The organism is Staphylococcus rostri, from assembly GCF_002902145.1.
Lineage (GTDB): Bacteria > Bacillota > Bacilli > Staphylococcales > Staphylococcaceae > Staphylococcus > Staphylococcus rostri.
On the sequence record NZ_PPRF01000038.1, the window covers coordinates 1 to 24719 of the forward strand.

At 38.4% G+C, this 24719-nt stretch carries 17 protein-coding genes; 13 read left to right on the forward strand and 4 right to left on the reverse strand.

The genetic code is table 11. The annotated features are described in order from the left end of the window. Nucleotides 1-132 precede the first annotated feature (132 nt). The 3 genes from CD122_RS06515 to menI all read left to right on the forward strand — a co-directional run bounded on the left by CD122_RS06515 (nt 133) and on the right by menI (nt 5367). Nucleotides 133-1767 (forward strand): glycine betaine uptake BCCT transporter, encoded by a 1635-nt coding sequence (locus CD122_RS06515; RefSeq protein WP_103358188.1) that lies wholly within the window; start codon nt 133-135, stop codon nt 1765-1767. A 277-nt stretch (nt 1768-2044) separates the two neighbouring features. Then, entirely contained in the window at nt 2045-4744 is a 2700-nt protein-coding gene (gene acnA, locus CD122_RS06520; RefSeq protein ID WP_103358189.1) for an aconitate hydratase AcnA, read from the forward strand. Nucleotides 4745-4905: 161 nt separating this feature from the next. After that, nucleotides 4906-5367 (forward strand): 1,4-dihydroxy-2-naphthoyl-CoA hydrolase MenI, encoded by a 462-nt coding sequence (menI, locus tag CD122_RS06525; protein WP_103358190.1) that lies wholly within the window; start codon nt 4906-4908, stop codon nt 5365-5367. Between the two features lie 38 nt (nt 5368-5405). Here the strand turns inward: menI and CD122_RS06530 are convergent, their stop codons facing one another. After that, the gene (locus CD122_RS06530; RefSeq protein WP_103358191.1) at nt 5406-5708 is read right to left on the reverse strand and encodes a HesB/YadR/YfhF family protein; all 303 of its coding nucleotides are present in this window, start codon (nt 5706-5708) and stop codon (nt 5406-5408) included. Between the two features lie 79 nt (nt 5709-5787). Further along, nucleotides 5788-6369, reverse strand: coding sequence for a glycerol-3-phosphate 1-O-acyltransferase PlsY (gene plsY / locus CD122_RS06535; RefSeq protein ID WP_103358192.1), 582 nt, complete (start codon nt 6367-6369; stop codon nt 5788-5790). Nucleotides 6370-6864: 495 nt separating this feature from the next. Here plsY and CD122_RS06540 point away from each other — a divergent pair, with 495 nt between their 5' ends. From CD122_RS06540 to mprF, 8 genes are all read left to right on the forward strand, one after another. Further along, nucleotides 6865-8436 (forward strand): Vga family ABC-F type ribosomal protection protein, encoded by a 1572-nt coding sequence (locus tag CD122_RS06540; RefSeq protein WP_103358193.1) that lies wholly within the window; start codon nt 6865-6867, stop codon nt 8434-8436. 196 nt (nt 8437-8632) lie between these two features. Then, nucleotides 8633-10615, forward strand: coding sequence for a DNA topoisomerase IV subunit B (gene parE, locus CD122_RS06545; protein ID WP_103358208.1), 1983 nt, complete (start codon nt 8633-8635; stop codon nt 10613-10615). Then, a complete protein-coding gene (gene parC / locus CD122_RS06550; protein ID WP_103358194.1) occupies nt 10615-13029 on the forward strand; it encodes a DNA topoisomerase IV subunit A in 2415 nt (804 codons plus the stop codon). Before parE ends, parC begins: the two co-directional genes overlap by 1 nt. 97 nt (nt 13030-13126) lie before the next feature. Continuing rightward, nucleotides 13127-14605, forward strand: coding sequence for a glutamine transporter AlsT (gene alsT, locus CD122_RS06555; RefSeq protein WP_103358195.1), 1479 nt, complete (start codon nt 13127-13129; stop codon nt 14603-14605). A gap of 189 nt (nt 14606-14794) precedes the next feature. Continuing rightward, complete coding sequence (glcT, locus tag CD122_RS06560; RefSeq protein ID WP_103358196.1) at nt 14795-15643, forward strand: glucose PTS transporter transcription antiterminator GlcT; 849 nt, start codon at nt 14795-14797, stop codon at nt 15641-15643. Between the two features lie 118 nt (nt 15644-15761). After that, nucleotides 15762-17798, forward strand: coding sequence for a glucose-specific PTS transporter subunit IIBC (gene ptsG, locus CD122_RS06565; protein WP_103358197.1), 2037 nt, complete (start codon nt 15762-15764; stop codon nt 17796-17798). Between the two features lie 401 nt (nt 17799-18199). Further along, the gene (locus CD122_RS06570) at nt 18200-19405 is read left to right on the forward strand and encodes an AI-2E family transporter (protein ID WP_103358198.1); all 1206 of its coding nucleotides are present in this window, start codon (nt 18200-18202) and stop codon (nt 19403-19405) included. A 198-nt stretch (nt 19406-19603) separates the two neighbouring features. Then, a complete protein-coding gene (gene mprF, locus CD122_RS06575) occupies nt 19604-22141 on the forward strand; it encodes a bifunctional lysylphosphatidylglycerol flippase/synthetase MprF (RefSeq protein ID WP_240624135.1) in 2538 nt (845 codons plus the stop codon). Nucleotides 22142-22187: 46 nt separating this feature from the next. Here mprF and msrA read toward each other — a convergent pair whose 3' ends face one another. Then, nucleotides 22188-22709, reverse strand: coding sequence for a peptide-methionine (S)-S-oxide reductase MsrA (gene msrA, locus CD122_RS06580; RefSeq protein ID WP_103358200.1), 522 nt, complete (start codon nt 22707-22709; stop codon nt 22188-22190). A gap of 138 nt (nt 22710-22847) precedes the next feature. Here msrA and CD122_RS06585 point away from each other — a divergent pair, with 138 nt between their 5' ends. Further along, nucleotides 22848-23819 (forward strand): LCP family protein, encoded by a 972-nt coding sequence (locus CD122_RS06585; RefSeq protein WP_103358201.1) that lies wholly within the window; start codon nt 22848-22850, stop codon nt 23817-23819. 89 nt (nt 23820-23908) lie between these two features. Here the strand turns inward: CD122_RS06585 and CD122_RS06590 are convergent, their stop codons facing one another. Then, a complete protein-coding gene (locus tag CD122_RS06590; RefSeq protein WP_103358202.1) occupies nt 23909-24094 on the reverse strand; it encodes a 2-hydroxymuconate tautomerase in 186 nt (61 codons plus the stop codon). Between the two features lie 127 nt (nt 24095-24221). Here CD122_RS06590 and CD122_RS06595 point away from each other — a divergent pair, with 127 nt between their 5' ends. Beyond that, complete coding sequence (locus CD122_RS06595) at nt 24222-24629, forward strand: sporulation protein (RefSeq protein WP_103358203.1); 408 nt, start codon at nt 24222-24224, stop codon at nt 24627-24629. Nucleotides 24630-24719: the final 90 nt, after the last annotated feature.

Consider the following 24719-nt stretch of genomic DNA (forward strand, 5'->3'; position numbering starts at 1 on the left):
GATTATATTTGTCTATTTTGTTATGGTATATATTGTAACTGCATTTTTTAACTTTTAAACTCAATTAAATTGGGTATATAAATAAAAAGTGCTTTTTTGAAAATAAAATATTGAAAGGGAGTATGTTAATTTATGAATTCTTCAACTCCAGAACCAAATGGTAAGAAGTTTTCACCTGTTTTCTTAATCAGCGCCGTAATTGTGTTTGCGATTGTTTTAATTGGTGTTTTTATCCCAACACAATTTGGTGAATTTACAAATGAAATAAAGCTATGGATTACAGATAACCTAGGTTGGTATTATTTAATTTTAACCACTGTGATTGTGTTCTTCTGTATCTTTTTAATTTTTAGCCCAATTGGTAAGTTGAAGTTGGGTCGTCCGAATGACAAACCGGAATTTAACACAGTTTCATGGTTTGCGATGTTATTTAGTGCTGGTATGGGTATCGGTTTGGTATTCTACGGTGCAGCTGAGCCATTATCACACTTTGCAGCACCACCAACTGCAGATCCAATGACGAAACAAGCCTACGCTGAGTCATTGCGTTCTACATTTTTCCACTGGGGATTCCACGCGTGGGCAGTATATGGTGTCGTAGCGTTAGCACTTGCGTATTCTCAGTTTAGAAAAGGTGAACCTGGATTATTGTCAAAAACGTTGAGACCGATTTTAGGCGATCGCGTTGACGGTCCAATTGGTACGTTCATCGACGTTCTTGCGGTTTTCGCAACAGTGATTGGTGTGGCTGTATCACTTGGTATGGGTGCACTTCAAATCGCAGGTGGTTTGAATTACTTATTCGGTATTCCAAACAACATGTTGACACAAGCCATCATTATCGTAGTTGTAACAATTTTATTCATCATGAGTGCATGGTCTGGATTAAGCAAAGGTATCCAATACTTAAGTAACTTAAATATTGGTTTAGGTACATTATTGATGCTTGCAGCTTTAATCGCAGGTCCAACAGTTCTTATCATGAATATGTTTACAAGTTCTACAGGTAGCTTGTTAGATTCATTCCTATTTAGTAGCTTTGACACTGCTGCACAAAACCCTCAAAAAGCGCAGTGGATGTCTGACTGGACATTATACTACTGGGGTTGGTGGATGAGTTGGAGCCCATTCGTTGGTGTATTTATTGCACGTGTATCAAAAGGGCGTTCAATTCGCGAATTCATCTCTGGTGTTATGCTCGTACCAGTTATTGTAAGTTTCTTATGGTTTAGTGTTTTCGGTGTCTTAGGTATCGAAACAGCGAAAAAACATAAAGAAATTCTAGATATGTCTGTTGAAACACAACTCTTCGGCGTATTCAATCACTTGCCAATGGGTATGGTTTTATCAGTCATCGCATTATTATTAATCGCATCATTCTTTATCACTTCTGCAGACTCAGCAACATTCGTGCTCGGTATGCAAACAACGAATGGTTCACTTAACCCAAGTCAATTTATTAAAGTGACATGGGGTGTGGCTCAATCATTAATCGCATTCGTCCTATTATTATCAGGTAATGGTGACGGTGAAGCAGGCTTAAATGCGCTTCAAAGTGCGGCTATCATTAGTGCTTTACCATTCTCAATTGTCGTTATATTGATGATGATTAGTTTCTATAAAGATGCGAACAAGGAACGTAAATTCTTAGGATTAACGTTAACACCAAATAAACACCGTCTGAAAGAATATGTAGCACAAGCGCAACAAGATTATGAAGACGAGTTAATTTCAAAACGAAAAGCATTAAGAGAACAAGAGAAATAATTAAACTGAAACGGTTAGGATGTTTAGGCATTCTAGCCGTTTTTCAGGTTCTTGCTCTTTCCTTATTAAAGAAAGTTTTGGTACGCATTGAAAATGGTTCTCAATTAATAACTATATCTTATCAACAATAATGTTTATCATAATTTTTTGTTATAAAGACTAATTAAAAAGACGAAACTCAAAACAGGTCATTTTAGCGCTTACATAGTTGTTTTCATCATACGTTAATAATACAATTGAGTTAAAGGCATATAAATTTTTCAAGGGGGACATTCAGATGACTGCAAATTTAAAAGAGCAAGCGAAGAAGTCATTTCAAGTGAATGGTCAAGACATTACGTACTATGACCTGAATGTATTAGAAGAAAAGGGCTTAACTGAAATTAGTCGTTTACCATATTCTATTCGCGTATTATTAGAATCTGTATTACGTCAAGAAGATGGTTTCGTTATTACAGAGGATCATATTAAGTCATTGGCGACATTCGGAAAAGAAAATGACAAAGGTGAAGTTCCGTTCAAGCCTTCACGTGTTATTTTACAAGACTTTACAGGTGTGCCAGCGGTCGTGGACTTGGCCTCTTTACGTAAAGCAATGGATGATGTAGGTGGGGATCTAACAAAAATCAATCCAGAAGTACCAGTAGACTTAGTTATCGACCACTCTGTTCAAGTTGATAGCTACGGTAATCCAGACGCTGTAGAGCGTAATATGAAATTGGAATTCGAGCGAAACTATGAGCGTTACCAATTTTTAAGCTGGGCAACAAAAGCATTCCAAAACTATAATGCTGTACCACCTGCAACAGGTATCGTGCACCAAGTTAACTTAGAGTATCTTGCAAATGTTGTGCACGTGCGTGATGAAGAAGGCGAAAAAGTTGCTTACCCAGATACATTAGTAGGTACTGACTCACATACAACAATGATCAACGGTCTTGGCGTATTAGGCTGGGGTGTTGGTGGTATCGAAGCGGAAGCAGGTATGTTAGGTCAACCTTCATACTTCCCAATTCCAGAAGTTATTGGTGTACGTTTATCAAACGAATTACCACAAGGTGCAACAGCGACAGACTTAGCATTACGTGTGACTGAGTTATTACGTAAAAAAGGTGTAGTGGGCAAGTTTGTTGAATTCTTTGGTCCTGGTGTAGATAAGTTACCATTGGCTGACCGTGCAACAATTGCGAACATGGCGCCTGAGTACGGTGCAACATGTGGTTTCTTCCCAGTTGATGATGAGACGTTAAAATATCTTCGTTTAACAGGTCGTTCAGCTGAGCATATCGATGCTGTTGAGCAATACTTAAAAGCGAACCACTTATTCTTTAACGTAGAAGAAGAACCAAACTATACTGATATTGTTGACTTAGATTTATCAACAGTTGAAGCGGCATTATCAGGTCCAAAACGTCCACAAGACTTAATCTTTTTAAGTGATATGAAAGAAGCATTCCAAAAGTCTGTTACAGCACCTGCTGGTAACCAAGGACATGGCTTTGATGCAAGTGAATTCGACAAGAAAGCAACAGTTGAATTCAAAGATGGCCGTAAAACTGAAATGAAAACTGGAGACATCGCCATTGCTGCGATTACTTCATGTACAAATACGTCTAACCCATACGTTATGTTAGGGGCAGGTTTATTAGCGAAAAAAGCAGTTGCGAAAGGCTTAAAAGTACCTGATTATGTGAAAACATCATTGGCTCCAGGTTCAAAAGTTGTAACTGGCTACCTTCGTGACGCAGGCTTACAAACATATTTAGATCAACTTGGTTTCAACTTAGTTGGTTATGGTTGTACAACATGTATCGGTAACTCAGGTCCGTTATTAGAAGAAATCGAAGCGGCAATTGCGAAAGATGACTTATTAGTAACGTCTGTATTATCAGGTAACCGTAACTTTGAAGGTCGTATCCACCCACTTGTAAAAGCGAACTATCTTGCATCACCACCACTTGTTGTTGCATATGCTTTAGCAGGTACAGTAGATATCGACTTACAAAACGAACCACTTGGTCAAGATCAAGATGGCAACGATGTGTACTTAAAAGACATCTGGCCTTCAATCCAAGAAGTATCAGACACAGTAGACAGTGTCGTAACACCTGAACTGTTTAAAGAAGAGTACGCAAATGTATATGAAAATAATGAATTATGGAACAAAATTGATACAACTGAGCAACCGTTGTATGACTTTGACCCAAGTTCAACATATATCCAAAATCCAACGTTCTTCCAAGGCTTATCAAAAGAACCTGGTACAATTCAACCATTAACAGGCTTACGTGTAATGGGTAAATTCGGTGACTCTGTTACAACAGACCACATTTCTCCAGCGGGTGCAATCGGTAAAGATACACCAGCAGGTAAGTACTTATTAGAAAATGGTGTATCACCACGTGACTTTAACTCTTATGGTTCACGTCGTGGTAACCACGAAGTAATGGTACGTGGTACATTTGCGAATATCCGTATTAAAAACCAACTTGCACCAGGTACTGAAGGTGGCTTCACAACTTACTGGCCAACAAATGAAGTAATGCCTATCTTTGATGCGGCAATGAAATACAAAGAAGACGGAACAGGTCTTGTTGTATTAGCTGGTAATGACTACGGTATGGGTTCTTCACGTGACTGGGCTGCGAAAGGTACAAACTTGTTAGGTGTTAAAACAGTTATCGCGCAAAGTTACGAACGTATCCACCGTTCAAACTTAGTGATGATGGGTGTATTACCATTACAATTTAAAGATGGTGAGTCAGCAGATACACTTGGCTTAGACGGTCAAGAAACAATCCAAGTTGATATTGATGAAACAGTTCAACCAGGTCAACTTGTAACTGTAACTGCAACGAAACCAGACGGTACAGTTGTGATATTTGAAGCGAAAGCACGTTTCGACTCTAATGTTGAAATGGATTACTACCGTCACGGCGGCATCTTACAACTCGTATTACGTAAAAAATTAGCTTAATAAGCGTATTCATAATAATAAGGCGAGTGCAGCATATCATGTGTTGTGCTCGCTTTTTTAGTGCGCTAGGAATGAAGGCTTAGTTAATTTTACTTACGAAATGGCGTGGCTTTGTGATAAGATAATGGATGAATTTGAACTCAGAAAGAAGGCTCGGATGTATGATTTATGCATTGACAGAAATAGAAGTACGCTATCAAGAGACAGATCAGATGGGTGTTGTGTATCACGGGAACTATGCGACGTGGTTTGAGGTGGCTCGTACGGACTATATACACAAGTTGGGGCTCGACTATGTAGAGATGGAACAACAAGGTGTTGTATCGCCTGTGACAGAGCTGAACGTGCAATACAAGAAGAGTGTCGGCTATCCGGAAAAGGTGACTGTAAAAACATGGGTGTCTAAGTTTTCAAGATTGCGTTCACGTTATGAATATGAAATCTATAATGAACAAGGTGAATTAGTTACGACGGGTTACACAGATAATGTGATTATTACTAAAGAAGAAGGTAAGCCGCTTCGTCTTGATAAGGCCTTTCCGAATTGGTATGCTGTGTACAATGACGTCGATCAACGAAATAAAGCTGGCGAAGAGCTAGAAGTTAAAAAAACCAATCAATAAGCGTTATGCCTATTGATTGGTTTTTAAAGTCTCTATATTTATTTTTTGACTTGTGCACGATAAACGATTTCATCATCAACAATGTCGATAGTAAGTTGATGATCTTCATAATACCAAATGTCTTTTTCAGCGATAACGATGTGTAAGTCGTCTACAATTGTCTCATAGCCGATTTCATCGATGTCTTTTAAAAAGTCGATATTAAATGCCGGGCTAAACCCTTGTTTTAATTGAAATTCGCCACCGTAACGGACGACAAAGTGGAGTACTTTACCAGCTTCAGGTAATTCCAGTTCCTCTTTGAACCATTCAACAGCCTTAGGGGTAATTTCTAAATTCATGTGCGAAACGCCTCCTTAAAAAATGAGTAAAGTACGCCTTTCATTGTAGCGTGTTTCGTGTTGAAATCAACTGCTATGCTTACATCCATTTAATTTTAGGTTCTGTCCCGTTCAAGATGCGTTTAATATTGCTTGTGTGTCGATAGATTAACAAACTTGCGACGATAAAACTGATAGCAAGTAAAATGTAATCTTGGACAAAGATCGAACCGATGACACAGCAGACGGCAGCAATGATGCTCGACAATGATACATACTTCGTTAGATAAAGAATAACAAAGAAAATAACAATAAGCACTAAGAATAACAACGGATTGACGCCTAATAAGACACCCGCGCTTGTAGCAACTGCTTTACCGCCTTTGAATTTTAAGTAAATCGGGTAGACGTGTCCGATAATCGAAAAAGCACCAACGATTAAACCGTGTACATCCACGCTGAACCATAATGGTAAGAAAACTACGATGAAGCCTTTGAAAATATCAAAAAATGTTACCGCAAAACCAGCGGGCTTACCAAGCACTCGAAAGCTGTTTGTTGCACCTGTATTACCACTGCCATAATTTCTAATGTCTTTTTTGAAAAATATTTTACCAATCAGATAACCACTAGGTATGGATCCGATTAAATAACTTGCAATGAATAAAAGGCATAATGCCATGTATTTTCACATCCTTTTAGTACCTGCTCTTATTTTACCATAAATTCATATATCGTCATGTATTTTCTAGTAAGATATCATAAATGATTGGTATGGACGTATAACAGTTCCCTTATCTAAGGGTACGAAAACATATATAGTGAATGCCGTTGCGTTATTTGACATCGACCGCTCTTTTTGTATAAGCTTAAGATAACTTAATGAGCGAAAGGGTGAAGCAACTACATGATTTATTAATCCTATTTTATGAACGACAGCAATTGAAGGTAAATGATGATGCAGCAATAATCGGCTGTGTTATTAAGGATGCTTTCAATTGTATGCTTCAGGATAGGATTGTATGTCTGTGGTTGCGAGATGAGGTAACAGAGGCTTTTTAATGCTGGAAATTGGATGTTATCTCAAATATGTACACCTGTATGGATTTTTGCCTCCTATTCTGAATGACAATAGGGGGCATTTATTGTCTCCGCATAATTCTAAGGAGATGATTGTATGAGGATTTTAGTAGAAACCACTCAGATAAAACACTATGTACAGGATCGTTTGTTATTGGATATAGACAAACTTCAAGTATATGAAGGCGAGCGCATTGGTTTGGTAGGTCATAATGGTAGTGGGAAAACGACATTATTACAAATCCTGACTGAACAGCTTTCGGCGGAACAAGGTGTTGTAACGCAATACACGCGACAGGCATACATTCCTCAGCTCAAGTCATATGAGATGACGAAGAGTGGTGGGGAAGTGATGCAAAACCATATTCAACACGCACTTAGCCAACAGCCAGAATTACTGTTTGCTGATGAGCCAACAGCCAACTTAGATACGGATCATATCGAAGCGCTAGAGAATACATTACAAGCATGGACAGGTGCATTTGTGATTATCTCGCATGACCGTGCCTTTCTAGATGCATTATGTACGACTATATGGGAACTAGAAGATAGTAAGCTGACGATATATAAGGGGAATTACAGTGATTATGTCGAACAGAAAGCGCTGGCACGTCGGCAATTACAACAGGCGCATGAAAAGTATGAAAGAGAAAAGAAACATCTAGAAGCGGCGATTCGGTTAAAAGAGCGAAAGGCGCAACAAGCAACGAAGAAACCGAGAAATTTAACGAGCTCAGAAGCGAGAGTTAAAGGGACGAATGTCTATTTTGCGAATAAGCAGAAGAAATTGCGTCAAACGATTAAGTCTATGGAAAGCCGATTGGATAGACTGGATAAGGTAGAGAAGGTAAAAGATGCCGCACCACTCAAAATGCCAATGCCACATTCCGAAATATTAAAGCAGCGTATTATAATGCGGGCAGAAGCATTTTCGGGTCAAATAAATAACCGTGTTTTATGGCATCCTACGCAATTTAATGTACACGGTGGGGATAAGCTTGCCATTATGGGTGCGAATGGCAGTGGGAAATCAACGCTCATCAAACAATTATTACAACAGTCATTAAGTGTTTCTATATCGCCATCGGTTAAAGTCGGCTATTTTAGCCAGAATTTGGATATTTTAGACGTTGACCAAACCATTTTAGAAAATATACAAAGCACATCAGAACAAGATGAAACATTGATTCGCACGGTACTTGCACGTATGCACTTTTATAAAGACGATGTATACAAACGTGTGAATATATTAAGTGGCGGCGAACGTGTTAAGGTTGCCCTTGTGAAAATATTTGTAAGTGACGTGAATACACTCATATTGGACGAACCAACAAACTTTCTGGATATGCAGGCGATTGAGGCATTTGAAGCTTTATTACGTGAATATGAAGGAACGGTTATTGTGGTGTCGCATGATCGTAGGTTTATTGACCAAATAGCGACACGGATGATGATAATTGAAGATCAGAAGGTCAAAGTTTTTGAAGGAACGTATCATCAGTGGAAAGAGGCACAAGTAACGGCGCAAAAGCGCGATGCCAATGATGACAAACTGTTATTGGAACACAGAATCACTGATGTGCTCAGTCGATTAAGTATGACGCCATCAGCGGCCTTAGAACAAGAATTTCAAGAATTGTTGAAGCAAAAACGCGAACTTGATGAATAATGATACATGAAAATGGCTTAAAGCATTATTTTTTTATAAGTTTTCAGCTGATATGTAGGATGAAAAATGGCTTAGTTTCGCTGATATCTTTCATTTGTGGCTTGCATTTTTGCGGTTTTTATATAAGAATAGCTATTGTATAGTTTGATAAACGAACGTATGTTTGCAGGAGGGGAATTGTGTGTCAGCGAAAAAGATGAATAACTATTCGGATGATGCGATACAAGTATTAGAAGGTCTAGAAGCGGTACGTAAAAGACCAGGTATGTATATAGGTTCTACAGACAAACGCGGCTTACATCATCTCGTGTACGAAGTCGTTGATAACTCTGTAGATGAAGTATTAAACGGCTATGGTGATGAAATTCAAGTGACCATCAATGCTGATGAGAGTATCACGATTACAGACAATGGACGTGGGATGCCAACCGGGATGCACAAATCAGGCAAACCAACTGTCGAAGTGATTTTTACCGTATTACACGCAGGTGGAAAGTTCGGACAAGGTGGTTACAAAACATCAGGGGGACTACACGGTGTAGGTGCTTCTGTAGTTAACGCTTTAAGCGAATGGTTAACGGTTGAAATTCACCGTGATGGCAAAGTATTTGAACAGAAGTTTGCCCATGGGGGTGTGCCACAGACGAGTCTTGTAGAAAAAGGCAAGACGAAAAAAACGGGTACTATTGTAACATTCAAACCAGATCCAGAGATTTTTAAAAGCACAACGTCGTTTAATTTTGATACGTTAAGTGAGCGTTTCCAAGAGTCAGCGTTCTTATTACAAGGCTTGAAAATCGTTATGGAAGATAAGCGTGCAGGTAAAGAAAGACAAGAAGTTTACCACTATGAAGAAGGTATCAAAGCATTTGTGAGCTATGTCAACGAAGGCAAAGAGACGCTGCACGATGTTGCGTTATTCCAAGGCACAATGAATGATATTGAAGTGGATGTTGCGTTTCAATATAACGATCAATATTCAGAGAGTATTTTAAGTTTCGTTAACAACGTGCGTACAAAAGATGGCGGGACACACGAAGTCGGTTTCAAAACTGCGATGACACGTGTCTTCAATGAATATTCACGTCGTATCGGTGAATTAAAGCCGAAAGATAAAAATATTGAAGGTAACGATATTCGTGAAGGTTTAACTGCGATTGTGTCAGTACGTATTCCAGAACACCTGTTACAATTCGAAGGGCAAACGAAATCTAAATTGGGAACGACTGAAGCGAGAAGTGCGGTAGACGCGATTATTGCGGAGAAGTTGCCATTCTATTTAGAAGAAAAAGGGCAATTATCGAAAGCATTAGTTAAAAAAGCGATTAAAGCACAGCAAGCGCGTGAAGCGGCACGTAAAGCACGTGAAGATGCACGCTCAGGCAAAAAGAATCGCCGTAAAGATACGTTATTGTCTGGGAAGCTAACGCCAGCACAAAGTAAAAATACGAAGAAAAATGAATTGTATCTTGTCGAAGGGGATTCTGCGGGTGGCTCAGCAAAACTTGGTCGTGACCGCAAATTCCAAGCGATTTTACCGTTGCGTGGTAAAGTTATTAACACAGAAAAAGCACGTCTTGAAGACATTTTCAAAAACGAAGAGATTAACACGATTATTCATACAATCGGTGCGGGTGTCGGCAACGACTTTAATATAGAAGATAGCAACTATAACCGCATCATTATTATGACCGATGCCGATACAGACGGTGCACATATCCAAGTGTTATTGTTAACGTTCTTCTTCAAATATATGCGTCCACTTGTGCGTGAAGGCCATGTCTTTATCGCATTACCTCCGTTGTATAAGTTGGAAAAAGGGAAAGGTAAGCAAAAACGTGTGGAATACGCATGGACGGATGAAGAGTTAGAGAAGTTGCAGAAAGAATTAGGCAAAGGTTTCATGCTACAACGTTATAAAGGTCTCGGGGAAATGAACCCAGATCAATTATGGGAAACAACGATGAATCCTGAGACGCGTACGTTAATTCAAGTTCAAATTGATGATGAAGTCCGTTCGTCTAAGCGTGTATCTACATTGATGGGCGATAAAGTAGCACCACGTCGTGAATGGATTGAACGTCATGTCCAATTTGGTATGCAAGAAGATCAAAGTATTTTAGAAAATGATGAAGTTCAAATTTTAGTTAAAGATGAAATAGATGGGGAGGATGCATAATGGCTGAGGTAATTCAAACTTTACCGTTAGAAGATGTCATTGGCGATCGTTTTGGGCGCTATAGTAAATACATTATCCAAGAGCGTGCGTTGCCAGATGTGCGTGATGGGTTAAAGCCTGTACAACGACGTATCTTGTATTCAATGTTTTCAAGCGGTAATACGTATGATAAAAACTTCCGTAAAAGTGCCAAAACAGTCGGTGACGTTATCGGACATTTGCATCCACATGGCGACAGTTCTGTCTATGATGCCATGGTGCGTTTAAGTCAAGATTGGAAGTTGCGTCACTTGCTTGTTGAAATGCACGGAAACAACGGTAGTATTGACAATGACCCGCCTGCAGCGATGCGTTATACAGAGGCGAAACTTAGTCAGTTGTCTGAACAGTTATTACGTGATTTGAATAAAGAGACTGTAGACTTTGTCCCGAACTATGATGATACACAAATGGAGCCAATGGTATTGCCAGCACGTTTGCCGAACTTGTTAATCAATGGTTCTACGGGGATTTCTGCAGGATATGCGACTGATATTCCGCCACATAACTTGGCAGAAGTCATTACGGCGACATTGAAGTTGATTGATAACCCGGATATGACCGTGAAACAACTGATGAAGTATATTAAAGGGCCTGACTTCCCAACAGGTGGTATTATCCAAGGTATCGACGGTATTCAAAAAGCTTATGAGACGGGTAAAGGGAAAGTCATTGTCCGTGCGAAAGCTGAGACTGAAACATTGCGTAATGGTCGCAGCCAGATTGTTGTAACAGAAATTCCTTATGAAGTGAATAAAGGCAGCCTCGTTAAAAAAATCGATGAGCTACGTGCTGATAAAAAAGTGGACGGTATTGTGGAAGTCCGCGATGAAACAGACCGTAGTGGTTTACGTGTTGCGATTGATTTGAAAAAAGATGTTAATGCGACAGCGATTTTAAATTATTTGTATAAGAATACGGACTTACAAGTTGCGTATAACTTTAACATGGTCGCAATCAGTGACGGTCGCCCAAAATTAATGGGCATTAAACAAATTATTGATTGTTACTTAAATCATCAGATAGAAGTTGTAACACGTCGTACGCGTTATGACTTGAAACACGCAGAAGAGCGTATGCATATTGTTGAAGGGCTGATGAAGGCCCTGTCTATTTTAGACGAAGTTATCGCTTTAATTCGTGAGTCGAAAAACAAACGCGATGCGAAAGATAACTTAGTGGCGACGTATGACTTTACAGACGCACAAGCGGAAGCCATCGTGATGTTACAACTGTATCGTTTAACAAATACGGACATCGTGGCCTTGCAAGAAGAACACGATGCGCTTTCTAACAAAATTGAAGGCTTACAACATATTTTAAATGATCACAATGCATTGTTAGACGTCATCAAAAACGAATTGTCCGAGATTAAAAAGCAATTTAAAGATGCGAGATTGTCAACGATTGAAGCGGAAATTGCAGAAATTAAAATTGACAAAGAAGTACTTGTGCCGAGTGAAGTTGTGATGGTTAGCGTAACGCATGAAGGTTACATCAAACGTACGTCATTGCGTAGCTTTAACGCCTCAGGCAAAGAAGAAATCGGCTTGAAAGCGGACGATTACGTATTGAAATGTATGGAAGTGAATACACAAGATACGGCACTCGTATTTACGAATAAAGGCCGTTACTTGTCGATTCCTGTGCACAAATTGCCGGACATCAAATGGAAAGACTTAGGTCAGCACGTGTCACAAATTGCGTTGATTGACGAAGATGAAGTCATTGTGGACTATGATGTTGTGTCAACGTTTGATGATAGTGAAGCGGTTATTACAGCAACACGTAATGGCATGATTAAGATGACGACATTATCACACTATAAAACAGCACGTCACTGCAAACCACTTGTAGCGATGAAGTTGAAAGACGATGATGTTGTGATTGCTGCAGTCAGAACGCGCGTTGAAGACACTGAGAACATGGTTACGTTATTAACGCATAAAGGGATGTCGCTCACATATCCAATTGCTGAATTGCCAACGACAGGTATTCGTACGGGCGGCGTGAAAGCCATCAACCTAAAAGCTGAAGACCATGTTGTAATGGCGGATTTAGTAAGCAAAAATGATACGGTATTGATTGCGACACAACGAGGTGCATTAAAACGTATTGGCTTTGACGTCTTGCAAGAAGCGAAACGTGCACAACGTGGTATTACCTTGTTGAAAGAATTGAAAAAACAACCACATCGTATCGTGGCCGCACGCGTCTGTCGTGAAGCGGATACGCAATATCATTTAGTGTCAGACGAGGCAGTTCATGATGGGCAAATTAACAAAATTCATTTATCAGAACAATATACAAACGGCTCATTTGTCGTTGATATAGCGACATTTGGAGAAATTCGTAATCTATTTATTAGCGAATAATAAAAAAATTGATAGTCACTTTTGTGCTTAGATGATAAACTATTACTAGTTGTGTTTATTAAGACATTTGAAAATCTAATAGTAAAGAGTGATATTAATGAGAGATTTTGATAGTTTAATTCCTGACTGGTTTAAAACAATTGTTGGGGTCGGGAACGATTTAATTTGGTCACAATATTTAATTGGTCTCCTCTTGACTGCTGGTGTATTCTTCACAATCAGCTCTAAATTTGTCCAAATTAGGTGGATACCTGAAATGTTCCGCGCGATTAAGGAAAAGCCGGAAACATTAGATTCAGGTGAAAAAGGGATTTCATCATTCCAAGCCTTTGCAATTAGTGCAGGTTCTCGTGTGGGTACAGGGAACATTGCCGGTGTTGCAACAGCAATCGTATTAGGCGGTCCAGGTGCTGTATTCTGGATGTGGATTATTGCGATTGTCGGTGCAGCGAGTGCATTCATCGAGGCAACTTTGGCGCAAGTATACAAAGTGCCTGATGAAGAAGGCGGTTTCCGTGGTGGTCCAGCGTACTACATTACAAAAGGATTGAATCAAAGATGGCTTGGTGTTGTCTTTGCGGTATTGATTACAGTGACATTCGCTTTTGTATTTAACACAGTTCAATCGAACACAATTGCAGAATCATTAAATACACAATACAATGTGAGTCCTGTCGTGACAGGTATTATCCTTGCTGTTCTTACTGCTATCATCATTTTTGGTGGTGTGCGTAGTATTGCAAATATTTCATCAGCGATTGTTCCGTTTATGGCACTTATCTATGTTGCAATGGTACTTGTAATTCTATTTATAAACTATGATCAAATCATCCCAATGATTTTAACGATTATTAAAAGTGCATTCGGTCTTGAACAAGCTGCTGGCGGTGCTGTAGGTTTCGCAGTGCTACAAGGGATTAAACGTGGTTTATTCTCAAACGAAGCCGGTATGGGTTCTGCGCCAAATGCTGCAGCAACAGCAGCGGTATCTCACCCTGTAAAACAAGGTTTAATTCAATCGTTAGGTGTATTCTTTGACACAATCTTAGTATGTACAGCAACAGCGATCATGATTTTACTTTATTCAGGATTAGAGTTTGGCGAAAATGCGAAACAAGGTGTTGCGGTTACACAATCTGCATTGAACGAACATCTTGGTAGCGCGGGTGGTATTTTCTTAACAATTGCGATTGCATTGTTTGCATTCTCATCAGTCATTGGTAACTACTATTACGGTCAATCAAATTTGGAGTTCTTAACAAAAAGTAAAGCGGCATTATTTATTTTCCGTTGCTTTGTCGTAGTACTTGTATTCGTAGGTGCGGTTGTTAAGACTGAGACTGTTTGGAGTACAGCAGACTTATTCATGGGGCTTATGGCAATAGTCAACTTGATTGCGATTATCGCGTTATCTAATATTGCGTTAGCTGTGATGAGAGATTATCAGAAACAACGCAAAGAAGGTAAACGTCCAATCTTCAGACCAGAAGACCTTGAAATTAACTTATTTGGTATTGAGTGCTGGGGGAACAAGGCACAAAACCTAAACAATACAACAACGAAAAATACAAAATAATATATAAGTGATAAGCTGAATGTGGAATATGTGATGTATTCTGCATTCAGCTTTTTCTAACTTTCTAGCTTTATTGTGAAATGTTTTTTGACTTTTCTTATCGTGTTTAGGAGTAAAACAGAGATAAACCTTTTCAATTAGCGGAATAGCCGATATAATTTGTTGTGAATGTTGAGAGAGGGTGATTGCATGAACACATACAAAATAACAAAAGTCCTCAATAATAATGTGATTATTTGTAAGCATGATGATACGGAAGTTGTGCTAGTTGGAAAAGGGATTGGATTTAACAAAAAGACAGGTATGTTGATTCAAGACGTGGATACGATTGAAAAGGTATTCCAGCTTCAAAATAAATCACAACAAGATCACTATTTGATGTTAATGGATCAAACGAATGAAGAAGAGATTCGCGTAGTGATTGAATCGGTACAAATTATTTTGTCGCACTTTAATATAGAGAATAATGAATCGTTTATCGTCTCACTGACAGATCATTTAATTTTCGCCTTGAAACGTGTGAAAAAAGGGCAATTGATTAGCAATCCATTTTTGAGTGAGACAAAGTATAGTTATCCAGAAGCATATCAAATTGCGAAACGTGTTGTGGCACGCCTGAATTTACAGTTAAATGTGGCATTCCCTGAAGACGAAGTAGGGTTTATTGCGTTGCATATCGCATCACAAATTGAAGATGTCAGCGTAGAGAATACGAAACAGGTGACCGAATTAATCAATCGTTCAGTTCGTTTGATTGAGCATGATCGACAAGTCCGCATTGATGTGACATCATTGCAATATCAACGTTTTATTCGACATATGCACTTTTTATTGCAGCGCTTAAAAAAAGGAGAACGTTCAACAATTGAATTAAGTTTTGAGAACCTATTGAAAGCGCAATATCCGCTATGCTATAATGTAGCTGTTAAAATAATTAAGATGATTCAATCACAAATGGATGTTGAAGTGTATGAAGCTGAAGTGGCTTATTTAACAATGCACATCCAGCAGTTGGTTCGTACATCTCAACAATCTTAAATCAATAACGTGTTACTAAGTGAGATTAGGCATGAGTGAAAAATTGTGAATATAACTATTCGCGATTTCTTTCTCATGCCTTTTGTGTTGTATTCATCGACAAATGGAGGTTAGTACAGTGAGGAAAAAGCTTTTTGGTCAATTGCAACGTATTGGTAAAGCATTAATGTTACCAGTTGCGATTTTACCTGCTGCCGGTTTGTTATTAGCAATCGGGACAGCAATGCAAGGGGACGCATTACAAGGCTATCTGCCATTTCTTCAAAACGCTGGAGTTCAAGGCGTTGCTGAAATGATGACAGGTGCTGGGGGAATTATTTTTGATAACTTACCAATTATCTTCGCCATGGGTGTAGCAATTGGTTTAGCAGGTGGAGATGGTGTTGCAGCGATTGCAGCGTTAGTTGGTTATCTTGTTATGAACAAAACGATGAGTGCGTTCTTAAAAGTAACCGCTGAAAGCGTTGCTGATCCAGCAAGCGGTTATGCAAACATCCTAGGTATCCCAACACTTCAAACAGGTGTGTTCGGTGGTATCATCATCGGGGCTTTAGCAGCTTGGTGTTATAACAAGTTCTACAACATCAACTTGCCATCTTACTTAGGGTTCTTTGCTGGTAAGCGTTTTGTACCAATTGCAATGGCTGGTACATCATTCTTATTAGCATTCCCAATGGCATGGATTTGGCCAACAATTCAAGGTGGCTTGAATGCATTCAGTGAAGGGTTACTTGACGCTAATACAGGTATTGCCGTATTCTTATTCGGATTCATCAAACGACTTTTAATTCCGTTCGGTTTACATCATATTTTCTATGCACCGTTCTGGTTTGAGTTTGGTTCTTATACAAATGCCGCTGGTGAAATTATTCGCGGTGACCAACGTATCTTCTTTGAACAGTTACAAGAAGGTTCAAGATTAACAGCAGGTAAGTTCATGCAAGGTGAATTCCCTGTTATGATGTTCGGTTTACCAGCTGCTGCATTAGCTATTTATCAAGCAGCTAAACCTGAAAACAAAAAGGTTGTTGCCGGTTTAATGGGTTCTGCAGCATTAACATCATTCTTAACTGGTATCACTGAACCATTAGAATTCTCATTCTTATTCGTTGCACCGTTATTATTCTTCTTACATGCGGTGTTAGATGGTTTAGCATTCTTTATTATGTATTTACTTGACTTACATCTTGGTTATACATTCTCAGGTGGTTTCATCGACTTTGTATTACTCGGTGTTTTACCAAATAAAACAGCTTGGTGGCTAGTTATTCCAATTGGTCTCGTTTATGCAGTGATTTACTACTTTGCATTCCGTTTCTTAATTAAGAAATTTGACTATAAGACACCAGGTCGTGAAGACAAACAAGTATCAGCGCAAACAACAGCAGCAGGTGAATTACCATACGCTGTGTTAGAAGCAATGGGTGGTAAAGAAAACATCAAACATTTAGATGCATGTATTACGCGTCTTCGTGTTGAAGTAAACGATAAAGCCCAAGTAGATGTTGGTCGTTTGAAAGATTTAGGTGCTTCAGGTGTCCTTGAAGTTGGTAACAATATGCAAGCAATCTTCGGACCGAAATCAGACCAAATCAAACATGAAATGCAACAAATCATGTCAGGACAAGCAGTGACATCAACAGTAGACTTAGACGATAAAGACGAAGCTACAGTTGTAGATGCTGCGACAGCAAACAAAGAAGCAGTGAACCACTTTGTAGCTGCACCATTAAAAGGTGAAGTTCTACCATTAAGTGAAGTACCTGACCAAGTATTTAGTGAGAAAATGATGGGTGACGGTATTGCGATTCGCCCAACAGAAGGTAAAGTCTATGCACCATTTAACGGTCGCGTACAGATGGTATTCCCAACGAAACACGCGATTGGTTTAACATCTGCAGACGGCTTAGAATTACTGATTCACGTTGGTTTAGATACAGTGAAGTTAGAAGGTCAATGCTTCGACGTACTTGTTGAAGAAGGTCAAGAAATCAAAACAGGTGACGTCTTAATGACATTCGACTTAGACTACATTAAAGAACACGCGAAAAGTGATATTACGCCAATTATTGTGACACAAGCAGACATTACAAACTTAGACTACACAACAGCAGCAACTGTTACAGCAGGCGACAAACTTTTTGAAACAAAATAATCCTTTAAAGAAAGCTGAGATAATGTGATGTGTATCATCACGTATCTCGGCTTTTCTAGTCGTATAGTGGTTAAAATTTAGGGCATTGTTCTGCTAGGGGTTGGGACACAATAAATTTAATCACTGGACCTGGAACATTAATACAAACATTCAAATTAAGCCTGAGATTTTATGTATATGCCAGTAGCTGACTGGTATGAAAATACGCTTTTACAAGCTTTTTTCATGCCTAATCAGCTTTGCCGGGGGGGGACGACGGAATCTTTTTAGAAAAATGAGATTCCTGTCCCACTCCCAACCTCCTCTCTATTTCTATTTTGTGGCAAATATAGGTTAGCAGTTTGATTTTCAGTTAAAAAAGTATAAACTATAATTACTTTCCAAAAGGTTTGGTGAATGCTATGTCAGAACAAGAAACGAATAAGACGCAAGGAGAAAAGCGGATTGAAATTAAAGAAAGCCGCTTCATGCAGTTCTTTGGCGGCAAAGATTTATTATATGCGTTAGTTGTATTTATTCTTATCGGTGTGGTTATTTTTATATTCGATCGCGTATCTTATGTATTCCAACCGTTTGTGATTATTTTTAATACAATTGCAGCACCGATTATTGTTGCGCTCATACTCTATTATTTATTTAATCCTATTATTAATATGTTAGAGCGTTACAATATTAAACGTGTATGGGGGATTACACTGCTGTTTTTAGGAATTATTGGGTTAATCACTTTAGCTGTTAACTTGCTAATTCCAGTTGTGACATATCAATTTGACCGATTGATGCATAACTTCCCAGCATACATTAACAAATTGACGAACTTTGTTAATAATATGATGCACGTACCATTTTTATCTGATTATTATAGCGATATTGAAAAATGGTTACACAGCTTACAAGAGAAAATCCCAACTTTTGCGAATGGCTTTAGTGATAAAATTCGCGTATTTGCTGAAGCTGTTGTCAACGTAACAGTTGTTATCGTCACAGTGCCATTTGTATTATTCTTTATGTTAAAGGATGGTCACCGCTTCAAAAGCTTTTCAAACAAGATTGTGCCACCTAAGTTCCGTAAAGATGTGCATGAGCTATTAGACAAAATGAGCGAGCAAGTGGGTTCATACATCCAAGGGCAAATCATTGTGTCATTCTGTATCGGCGGCTTGCTGTTTATTGGTTATTCGATTATTGGCTTAGACTACGCACTTATTCTAGCAAGTATTGCCGCGGTAACGAGTGTCGTACCATATCTCGGTCCAACGATTGCGATTTCGCCGGCAATTATTATTTCAATTATTACATCACCGTTTATGTTGGTGAAGTTAATTATTGTATGGACGGCGGTTCAATTCATTGAAGGGCATTTTATTTCTCCTAATATAATGGGGAAAACAATGCGTATTCATCCGTTGACAATCATTTTTGTATTACTATGTGCAGGTAACTTACTAGGTATTGTTGGGGTTATTTTAGGGATTCCGACATATGCCATTATTAAAGTATTGGTGTCTCACGTGTTTATGTTATTTAAAAGACGTTATAACAAATTTTATGCTGATGATGCCGGCCCGTATGAATTTGTAGAAGATCAAAGCGGACGTAAGCGTTAAGCCTAACAAAGGAATGTGACAGTAGCTGACTATCGTGAATATGATTATTCACGTTTACTCAGTCTTGTCAGGGTGGGACAACGGAATCTTTTTTGAAAAACGAGAGGCCTGTCCCACGCGCACCCTATGTGTACATTCCTTATACATATTAAAAGTTTGTTATTAAATTTAGTTTGGTTGATAGAGAGGAGTAATGTTGTGAGTGTTAACAAACAACTTATATTGAAATATTTAAAGGTAATTTTCATCATCGCGCTATTGAGCATCGTGACATTTGTATTAGTGAAAGAACTGTCACATATTGATTTCAAGCGTACATTTTTATTGTTCAATCGTATTGATAGCTTACAACTCGTATTGCTCTTTGTATTAGGGGCAAGTTCGGTTGTCATATTGTCATTATATGATGTCATTTTAACAATGCGTTTTGGACTCAAATTATCAAAATTCAAAGCACTAAGAGTCGGCTATATTATTAATGCATTTAACAATATGATTGGTTTTGGTGGCTTTATTGGCGCAAGTGTTCGCTTGTGGTTTTATCAACAATATACAGACCGCAAAAAGAAACTTGTTCAATTTGTATCATATATGCTGACGTCTATGTTAACAGGTCTCAGCTTTCTATCGTTACTCGTTGTAACACATATTTTAGATGTGAGCTTTTTAGACCAAACATCAGTATGGTTGAAAGTATTCTTATACGTTGTAGCTGCATTATTGCCTGTCTTTATCATTGTGTCATGGGTATGGCCAATTGATAAAACGGCACGCTGGCTAGGCGCAAGTTTCACACTGATCTCAAGTTTTGAATGGTTTATGGCAACAGTGGTATTCTATTATGCCTTATACCTAGTCGGTGCACCGATTTCGTTCTCTGTCGTATTAGGTGTTTTCATAGTTGCAGCCATTTCCGGTTTGATTTCATTTATCCCTGGTGGTTTTGGTGCTTTTGACTTATTGATTTTATTAGGGTTTAAGTATTTCGGCTTACCAGAAGAAAAAATTGTTTTAGCATTATTGTTATACCGTGTTGCGTATTATTTCATTCCATTGTTCATTTCATTGATTTTAACAGTATTTGAATTTGGTACAATGGCGAAAAAATATGTCGCAGAATCTAAATATTTCCAACCAGCTAAAGAAGTGACGGCTTTCTTAATGTCATTCCAAAAGGATACAGTAAGTTATATTCCGTCATTCGCATTAAGTTGCTTAGTTTTCATTATGAGTTTCGTATCTTTAATTAATAACTTTGGAATTATTTTTGATGCGTCGGAATCGAAGCAGCACGTATTGTTTATTAGTCTGTATATATTGAATGTCAGTGCTGGGTTGATTTTATTTCTAAACTTAAAAGGGATTATGTTGAGAAGTAAGCGTGCATTGTTATTTGCGATTGTTGCATTGATTATTTTAATTGTCTCGAATCTTTTTGTTTACGGTATTTTTGCGCTATCGGTTACTTCTATTTTAGCAATCATGCTTTTATCAGCACTCATCTTTGCTTACCGTAAGTCACGCATATTGAAACGTCCTGTAAGATTAAAATCTATTGTCATTATGGGCTTCGTCTCAGTAGTTGTCTTGTACGTCAATCAATTTTTAGTTCGCAGCTTTTTAGAATTGTTAGATGTGGAAATACCAAAAGTGGATGTCTTTTTATTAAGATCAGCATTTTGGTTATCATTCTTAGGATTAACGTTACTTGTTGTAGCGATTATCAACTTCTTTGAATGGCGTTACCATCGTCCAAGTACTTATAATGATATGAACGTTGCACAGCAAATACTTGATACACATGGCGGTCACTTATTAAGTCATTTATTGCATAGTGGTGACAAGCGTGTTTATGTCAATGAAGCACAAAATGCGTTTCTCATGTATCGTTATACGCGAGATGCATTTATCGTCTTAGGTGATCCTATTGGCGATGACACGGGCTTCAAATCGCTGTTAACAGAGTTTTACAGTCATGCTAAGTATTTAGGTGCGGATGTGATGTTTTACCAAGTGTCTGAAGAACAGTTACCACTTTATCACGATTTTGGTAATCAGTTTTTCAAATTAGGTGAAGAAGCATTGATTGATGTCACAAACTTTACAGTTGCCGGTAAGAAACGACGTGGTTTTAGAGCAACGTTAAACAAGTTTGAAACGCAAGGTTATACATTTGAAATTCTAGAGTCGCCTTTGGATGAAGAAACATATCAACGCTTGCGCAAAATTAGTGATATTTGGCTTGGTCAACAGTCAGAATTCTATTTTTCAGTAGGTCACTTTAATCGAGCGTATGTGAACGCAGCGCCTGTTGCGGTATTAAGAAATGCAGAAGGGCAAATCGATGCGTTTGCGACGTTAATGCCTGTTGATAATCAAACGACGATTTCCGTAGACTTAATTCGTTGGAATAGAGAGATTGAACTTCCGTTTATGGATGGTTTATATTTGCATATGATTCTATGGGCGCAAACAGCTGGATATGAACGCTTTAATATGGGTATGGCGACGTTATCGAATGTCGGTCAAGTCCCGTATGGTCATTTGAAAGAGAAAGTTGTAGGGCGTTTTTATGAGCATTTCAATGGCTTGTATAGTTTCCAAGGCTTGCGTCAATATAAGAGTAAGTTTGGACCTGATTGGGAATCACGTTATCTCATTTATCATCGCTCACAGACTGTGTGGGAGTGTTTATTGAAAGTGACACGTATCATACGTAAAAAACATCGTGCTTAATAAGAGCGGGGCAGACACCTGAATAAAGATGTCTGCCCCATTTATTTTACTTTTTAAGATTGTGTGCTTGTGCATAGGCGGCACGGTCTGCTTGTTCTTGCGCATAGCGTTCAGGTTGTTTTTTGTAAAAATCTTGATGGTATGCTTCCGCTTCGTAAAAATCGGAAACAGGTAACACTTTTGTCGCAATGGCTTTGTCGTGATCGAATGTATCTTTTAACTGCTCGATATGTGCTTCTGCCACTTCTTTCTGATCTTCATTGGTATAGAAGATAGCTGTGCGGTATTGTGTACCACGATCTTGAAACTGTCCATCTGCATCGGTTGGGTCAATGACAGAAAAGAAAATTTCTAACAGCTTTTGGTAGGAAAAAAGAGCCACATCATATTCGATTTTGACAACTTCATAGTGTCCAGTTTCTCCAGTTTTAACTTGTTCATAAGTAGGGTTACTTACGTGTCCGCCCATATAACCTGAAGTGACTTTCTCGATACCTTCGTACTGATCAAATGGTTTCGTCATACACCAAAAGCAGCCACCAGCAAAATAAGCTGTATTTATATTCATTTAAACACCCTTCCTAGTGCATTATTTTTCATGATTGTACAGTTTTTACTTGCTTTTTAAAATGAATTTATATACCGTTAATATGTGTTTATTATAGTACATAGATACCGAATTTTGAAGATATAAGGTTGAGAGATAATGGAAAATAAAATTAAACGTAGAAACGCAAATGTATCAGAGCCAAAGTTGAAGCGTACTAAAAAGAGACGTTTACGCAAATTACCATTTATTATTTTAGCAATTATTCTATTGATTGTATTACCAGTCATTTATAGTGTGAGAAGTTATCATCAAGGTTTGGAAGTCGCAAAAACACATAATCAAGAACCTAAGATACATAAATTTAATGGTGTCTCCAAAAATGACGGTAAAGCAACGGTACTTATTTTAGGGACAGACTTGGAAGATGGTGGTGTATCGCGCACGGACTCTATTATGGTCGCGCAATATGACTACATTAAGAAAGACATGAAAATCATCTCTGTTATGCGTGATATTTATGCGGATATTCCAGGCTATAACAGCTATAAGATTAATGCGGCATATTCGCTAGGTGGCGCTGAATTGATGCGCAAAACATTAAAAGAAAATTTGGGCATTGAACCGGAATATTATGCGACCTTAGATTTTAAAGGTTTCGAAGCGATGATTGATGAGCTTGAACCGGATGGGATACCTATCGATGTTGAAAAAGATATGTCGGAAAAAATCGGGGTATCTTTGAAAAAAGGACACTATCGCTTGAATGGTAAAGAATTACTAGGTTATGCAAGATTCCGTAACGATGAAGAAGGTGACTTCGGTCGTGTACGTCGTCAACAACAAGTGATGTCAGCGCTGAAACAACAATTGACAGAGCCATCTTCTATTGTGAAAGCACCTAAATTAGCAGGCATTATGCGCGGCTATGTGAGTACGGATATGCCCGATTCCGCTATTTATCAAACAGGGCTCAGCTTTATTTTACGTGGTGACAAAAACATCAAAACATTGAGCGTACCAGTTAAAGGAAGTTATGAGGACATAGTAACGAATGATGGTGGCGCAGCACTTGGAATTGATAAAAAAGAAAATAAAAAGCGCATTCAGCAATTCTTGAATGAAGAATAAAAATAAATAAGCCATTACATGACAATTCGCTGTCGATGTAATGGCTTATTTGCATTACTTAGGTTATAGCTTTTGTGGCTGTTCGGCCTTTATTGGTCTGATTTGCGCGTACCACCAAGACCGTAATGTGTTGGTTTCATTTCTTCTACAACAACAGAAATCGCATCGCGTTGTGCGTTAGTTGTTTTTTCAACAGCATCAGTCACTTCTTTAACTAAGTTTTTCAGTTGATCGTCTGTACGACCTTCTAATAATTTAACTGTAACGATTGGCATATAATTCGCTCCTCTCTTGTTGATGATCACTCACATTATAACATTTTTAGTTATGGGTTGCGTATATTTATACGAAACACGTATGATAGAGAGAGATTAGAAAAAGAGTCATGGGAGGATATTTTACATGGGTTTCGACAACATCTTAACATCATTAGGAATTGACGGCATGAAAGTGGTTGTACATCTTGATCAACAATCATATAAGGTAGATGATACGATTACAGGGTATGTCAAATTAAAAGCAGGCTTAAGCGATCAAAAAGTGACGCATATTGAGCTGAAATTACTCGAAAAATATAAAAACACGGACGAGACAAGCGAGTTTACACACTTGACGAATGAACTCGACACGTTTGTGATTGATGAGACGTTTACGCTTGATGTCAAAGAACAGAAAAAGATTATGTTTGATTTTAAACCAGAAGCACTTAGCTTTAAAAATGATACGAGTCGCATTTATTTAAATACACATGTGTTTATCGATTTAGGTATTGATGAAGAAGTGGAAGCAGAAATTCCATATGTGCGTTAATCGTTAACATGGACGGGGCATAGGCAGGAATCTCATTTTTAAAAAGATTCCGTTGTCCAACGCTCTGTCCATTTTTTTGTTGAAAGACAA

Excerpts from the sequence above, each read along its gene's own strand:
- CD122_RS06515 (WP_103358188.1), top strand. The coding sequence starts at position 133 with ATGAATTCTTCAACTCCAGAACCAAATGGTAAGAAGTTTTCACCTGTT.
- msrA (WP_103358200.1), bottom strand. The coding sequence starts at position 22,709 with ATGAATATAAATACAGCTTATTTTGCTGGTGGCTGCTTTTGGTGTATG.
- CD122_RS06540 (WP_103358193.1), top strand. The coding sequence starts at position 6,865 with ATGAGGATTTTAGTAGAAACCACTCAGATAAAACACTATGTACAGGAT.
- plsY (WP_103358192.1), bottom strand. The coding sequence starts at position 6,369 with ATGGCATTATGCCTTTTATTCATTGCAAGTTATTTAATCGGATCCATA.
- alsT (WP_103358195.1), top strand. The coding sequence starts at position 13,127 with ATGAGAGATTTTGATAGTTTAATTCCTGACTGGTTTAAAACAATTGTT.
- menI (WP_103358190.1), top strand. The coding sequence starts at position 4,906 with ATGATTTATGCATTGACAGAAATAGAAGTACGCTATCAAGAGACAGAT.
- CD122_RS06595 (WP_103358203.1), top strand. The coding sequence starts at position 24,222 with ATGGGTTTCGACAACATCTTAACATCATTAGGAATTGACGGCATGAAA.
- parE (WP_103358208.1), top strand. The coding sequence starts at position 8,633 with ATGAATAACTATTCGGATGATGCGATACAAGTATTAGAAGGTCTAGAA.
- CD122_RS06530 (WP_103358191.1), bottom strand. The coding sequence starts at position 5,708 with ATGAATTTAGAAATTACCCCTAAGGCTGTTGAATGGTTCAAAGAGGAA.
- CD122_RS06570 (WP_103358198.1), top strand. The coding sequence starts at position 18,200 with ATGTCAGAACAAGAAACGAATAAGACGCAAGGAGAAAAGCGGATTGAA.
- CD122_RS06585 (WP_103358201.1), top strand. The coding sequence starts at position 22,848 with ATGGAAAATAAAATTAAACGTAGAAACGCAAATGTATCAGAGCCAAAG.
- parC (WP_103358194.1), top strand. The coding sequence starts at position 10,615 with ATGGCTGAGGTAATTCAAACTTTACCGTTAGAAGATGTCATTGGCGAT.
- acnA (WP_103358189.1), top strand. The coding sequence starts at position 2,045 with ATGACTGCAAATTTAAAAGAGCAAGCGAAGAAGTCATTTCAAGTGAAT.
- CD122_RS06590 (WP_103358202.1), bottom strand. The coding sequence starts at position 24,094 with ATGCCAATCGTTACAGTTAAATTATTAGAAGGTCGTACAGACGATCAA.
- glcT (WP_103358196.1), top strand. The coding sequence starts at position 14,795 with ATGAACACATACAAAATAACAAAAGTCCTCAATAATAATGTGATTATT.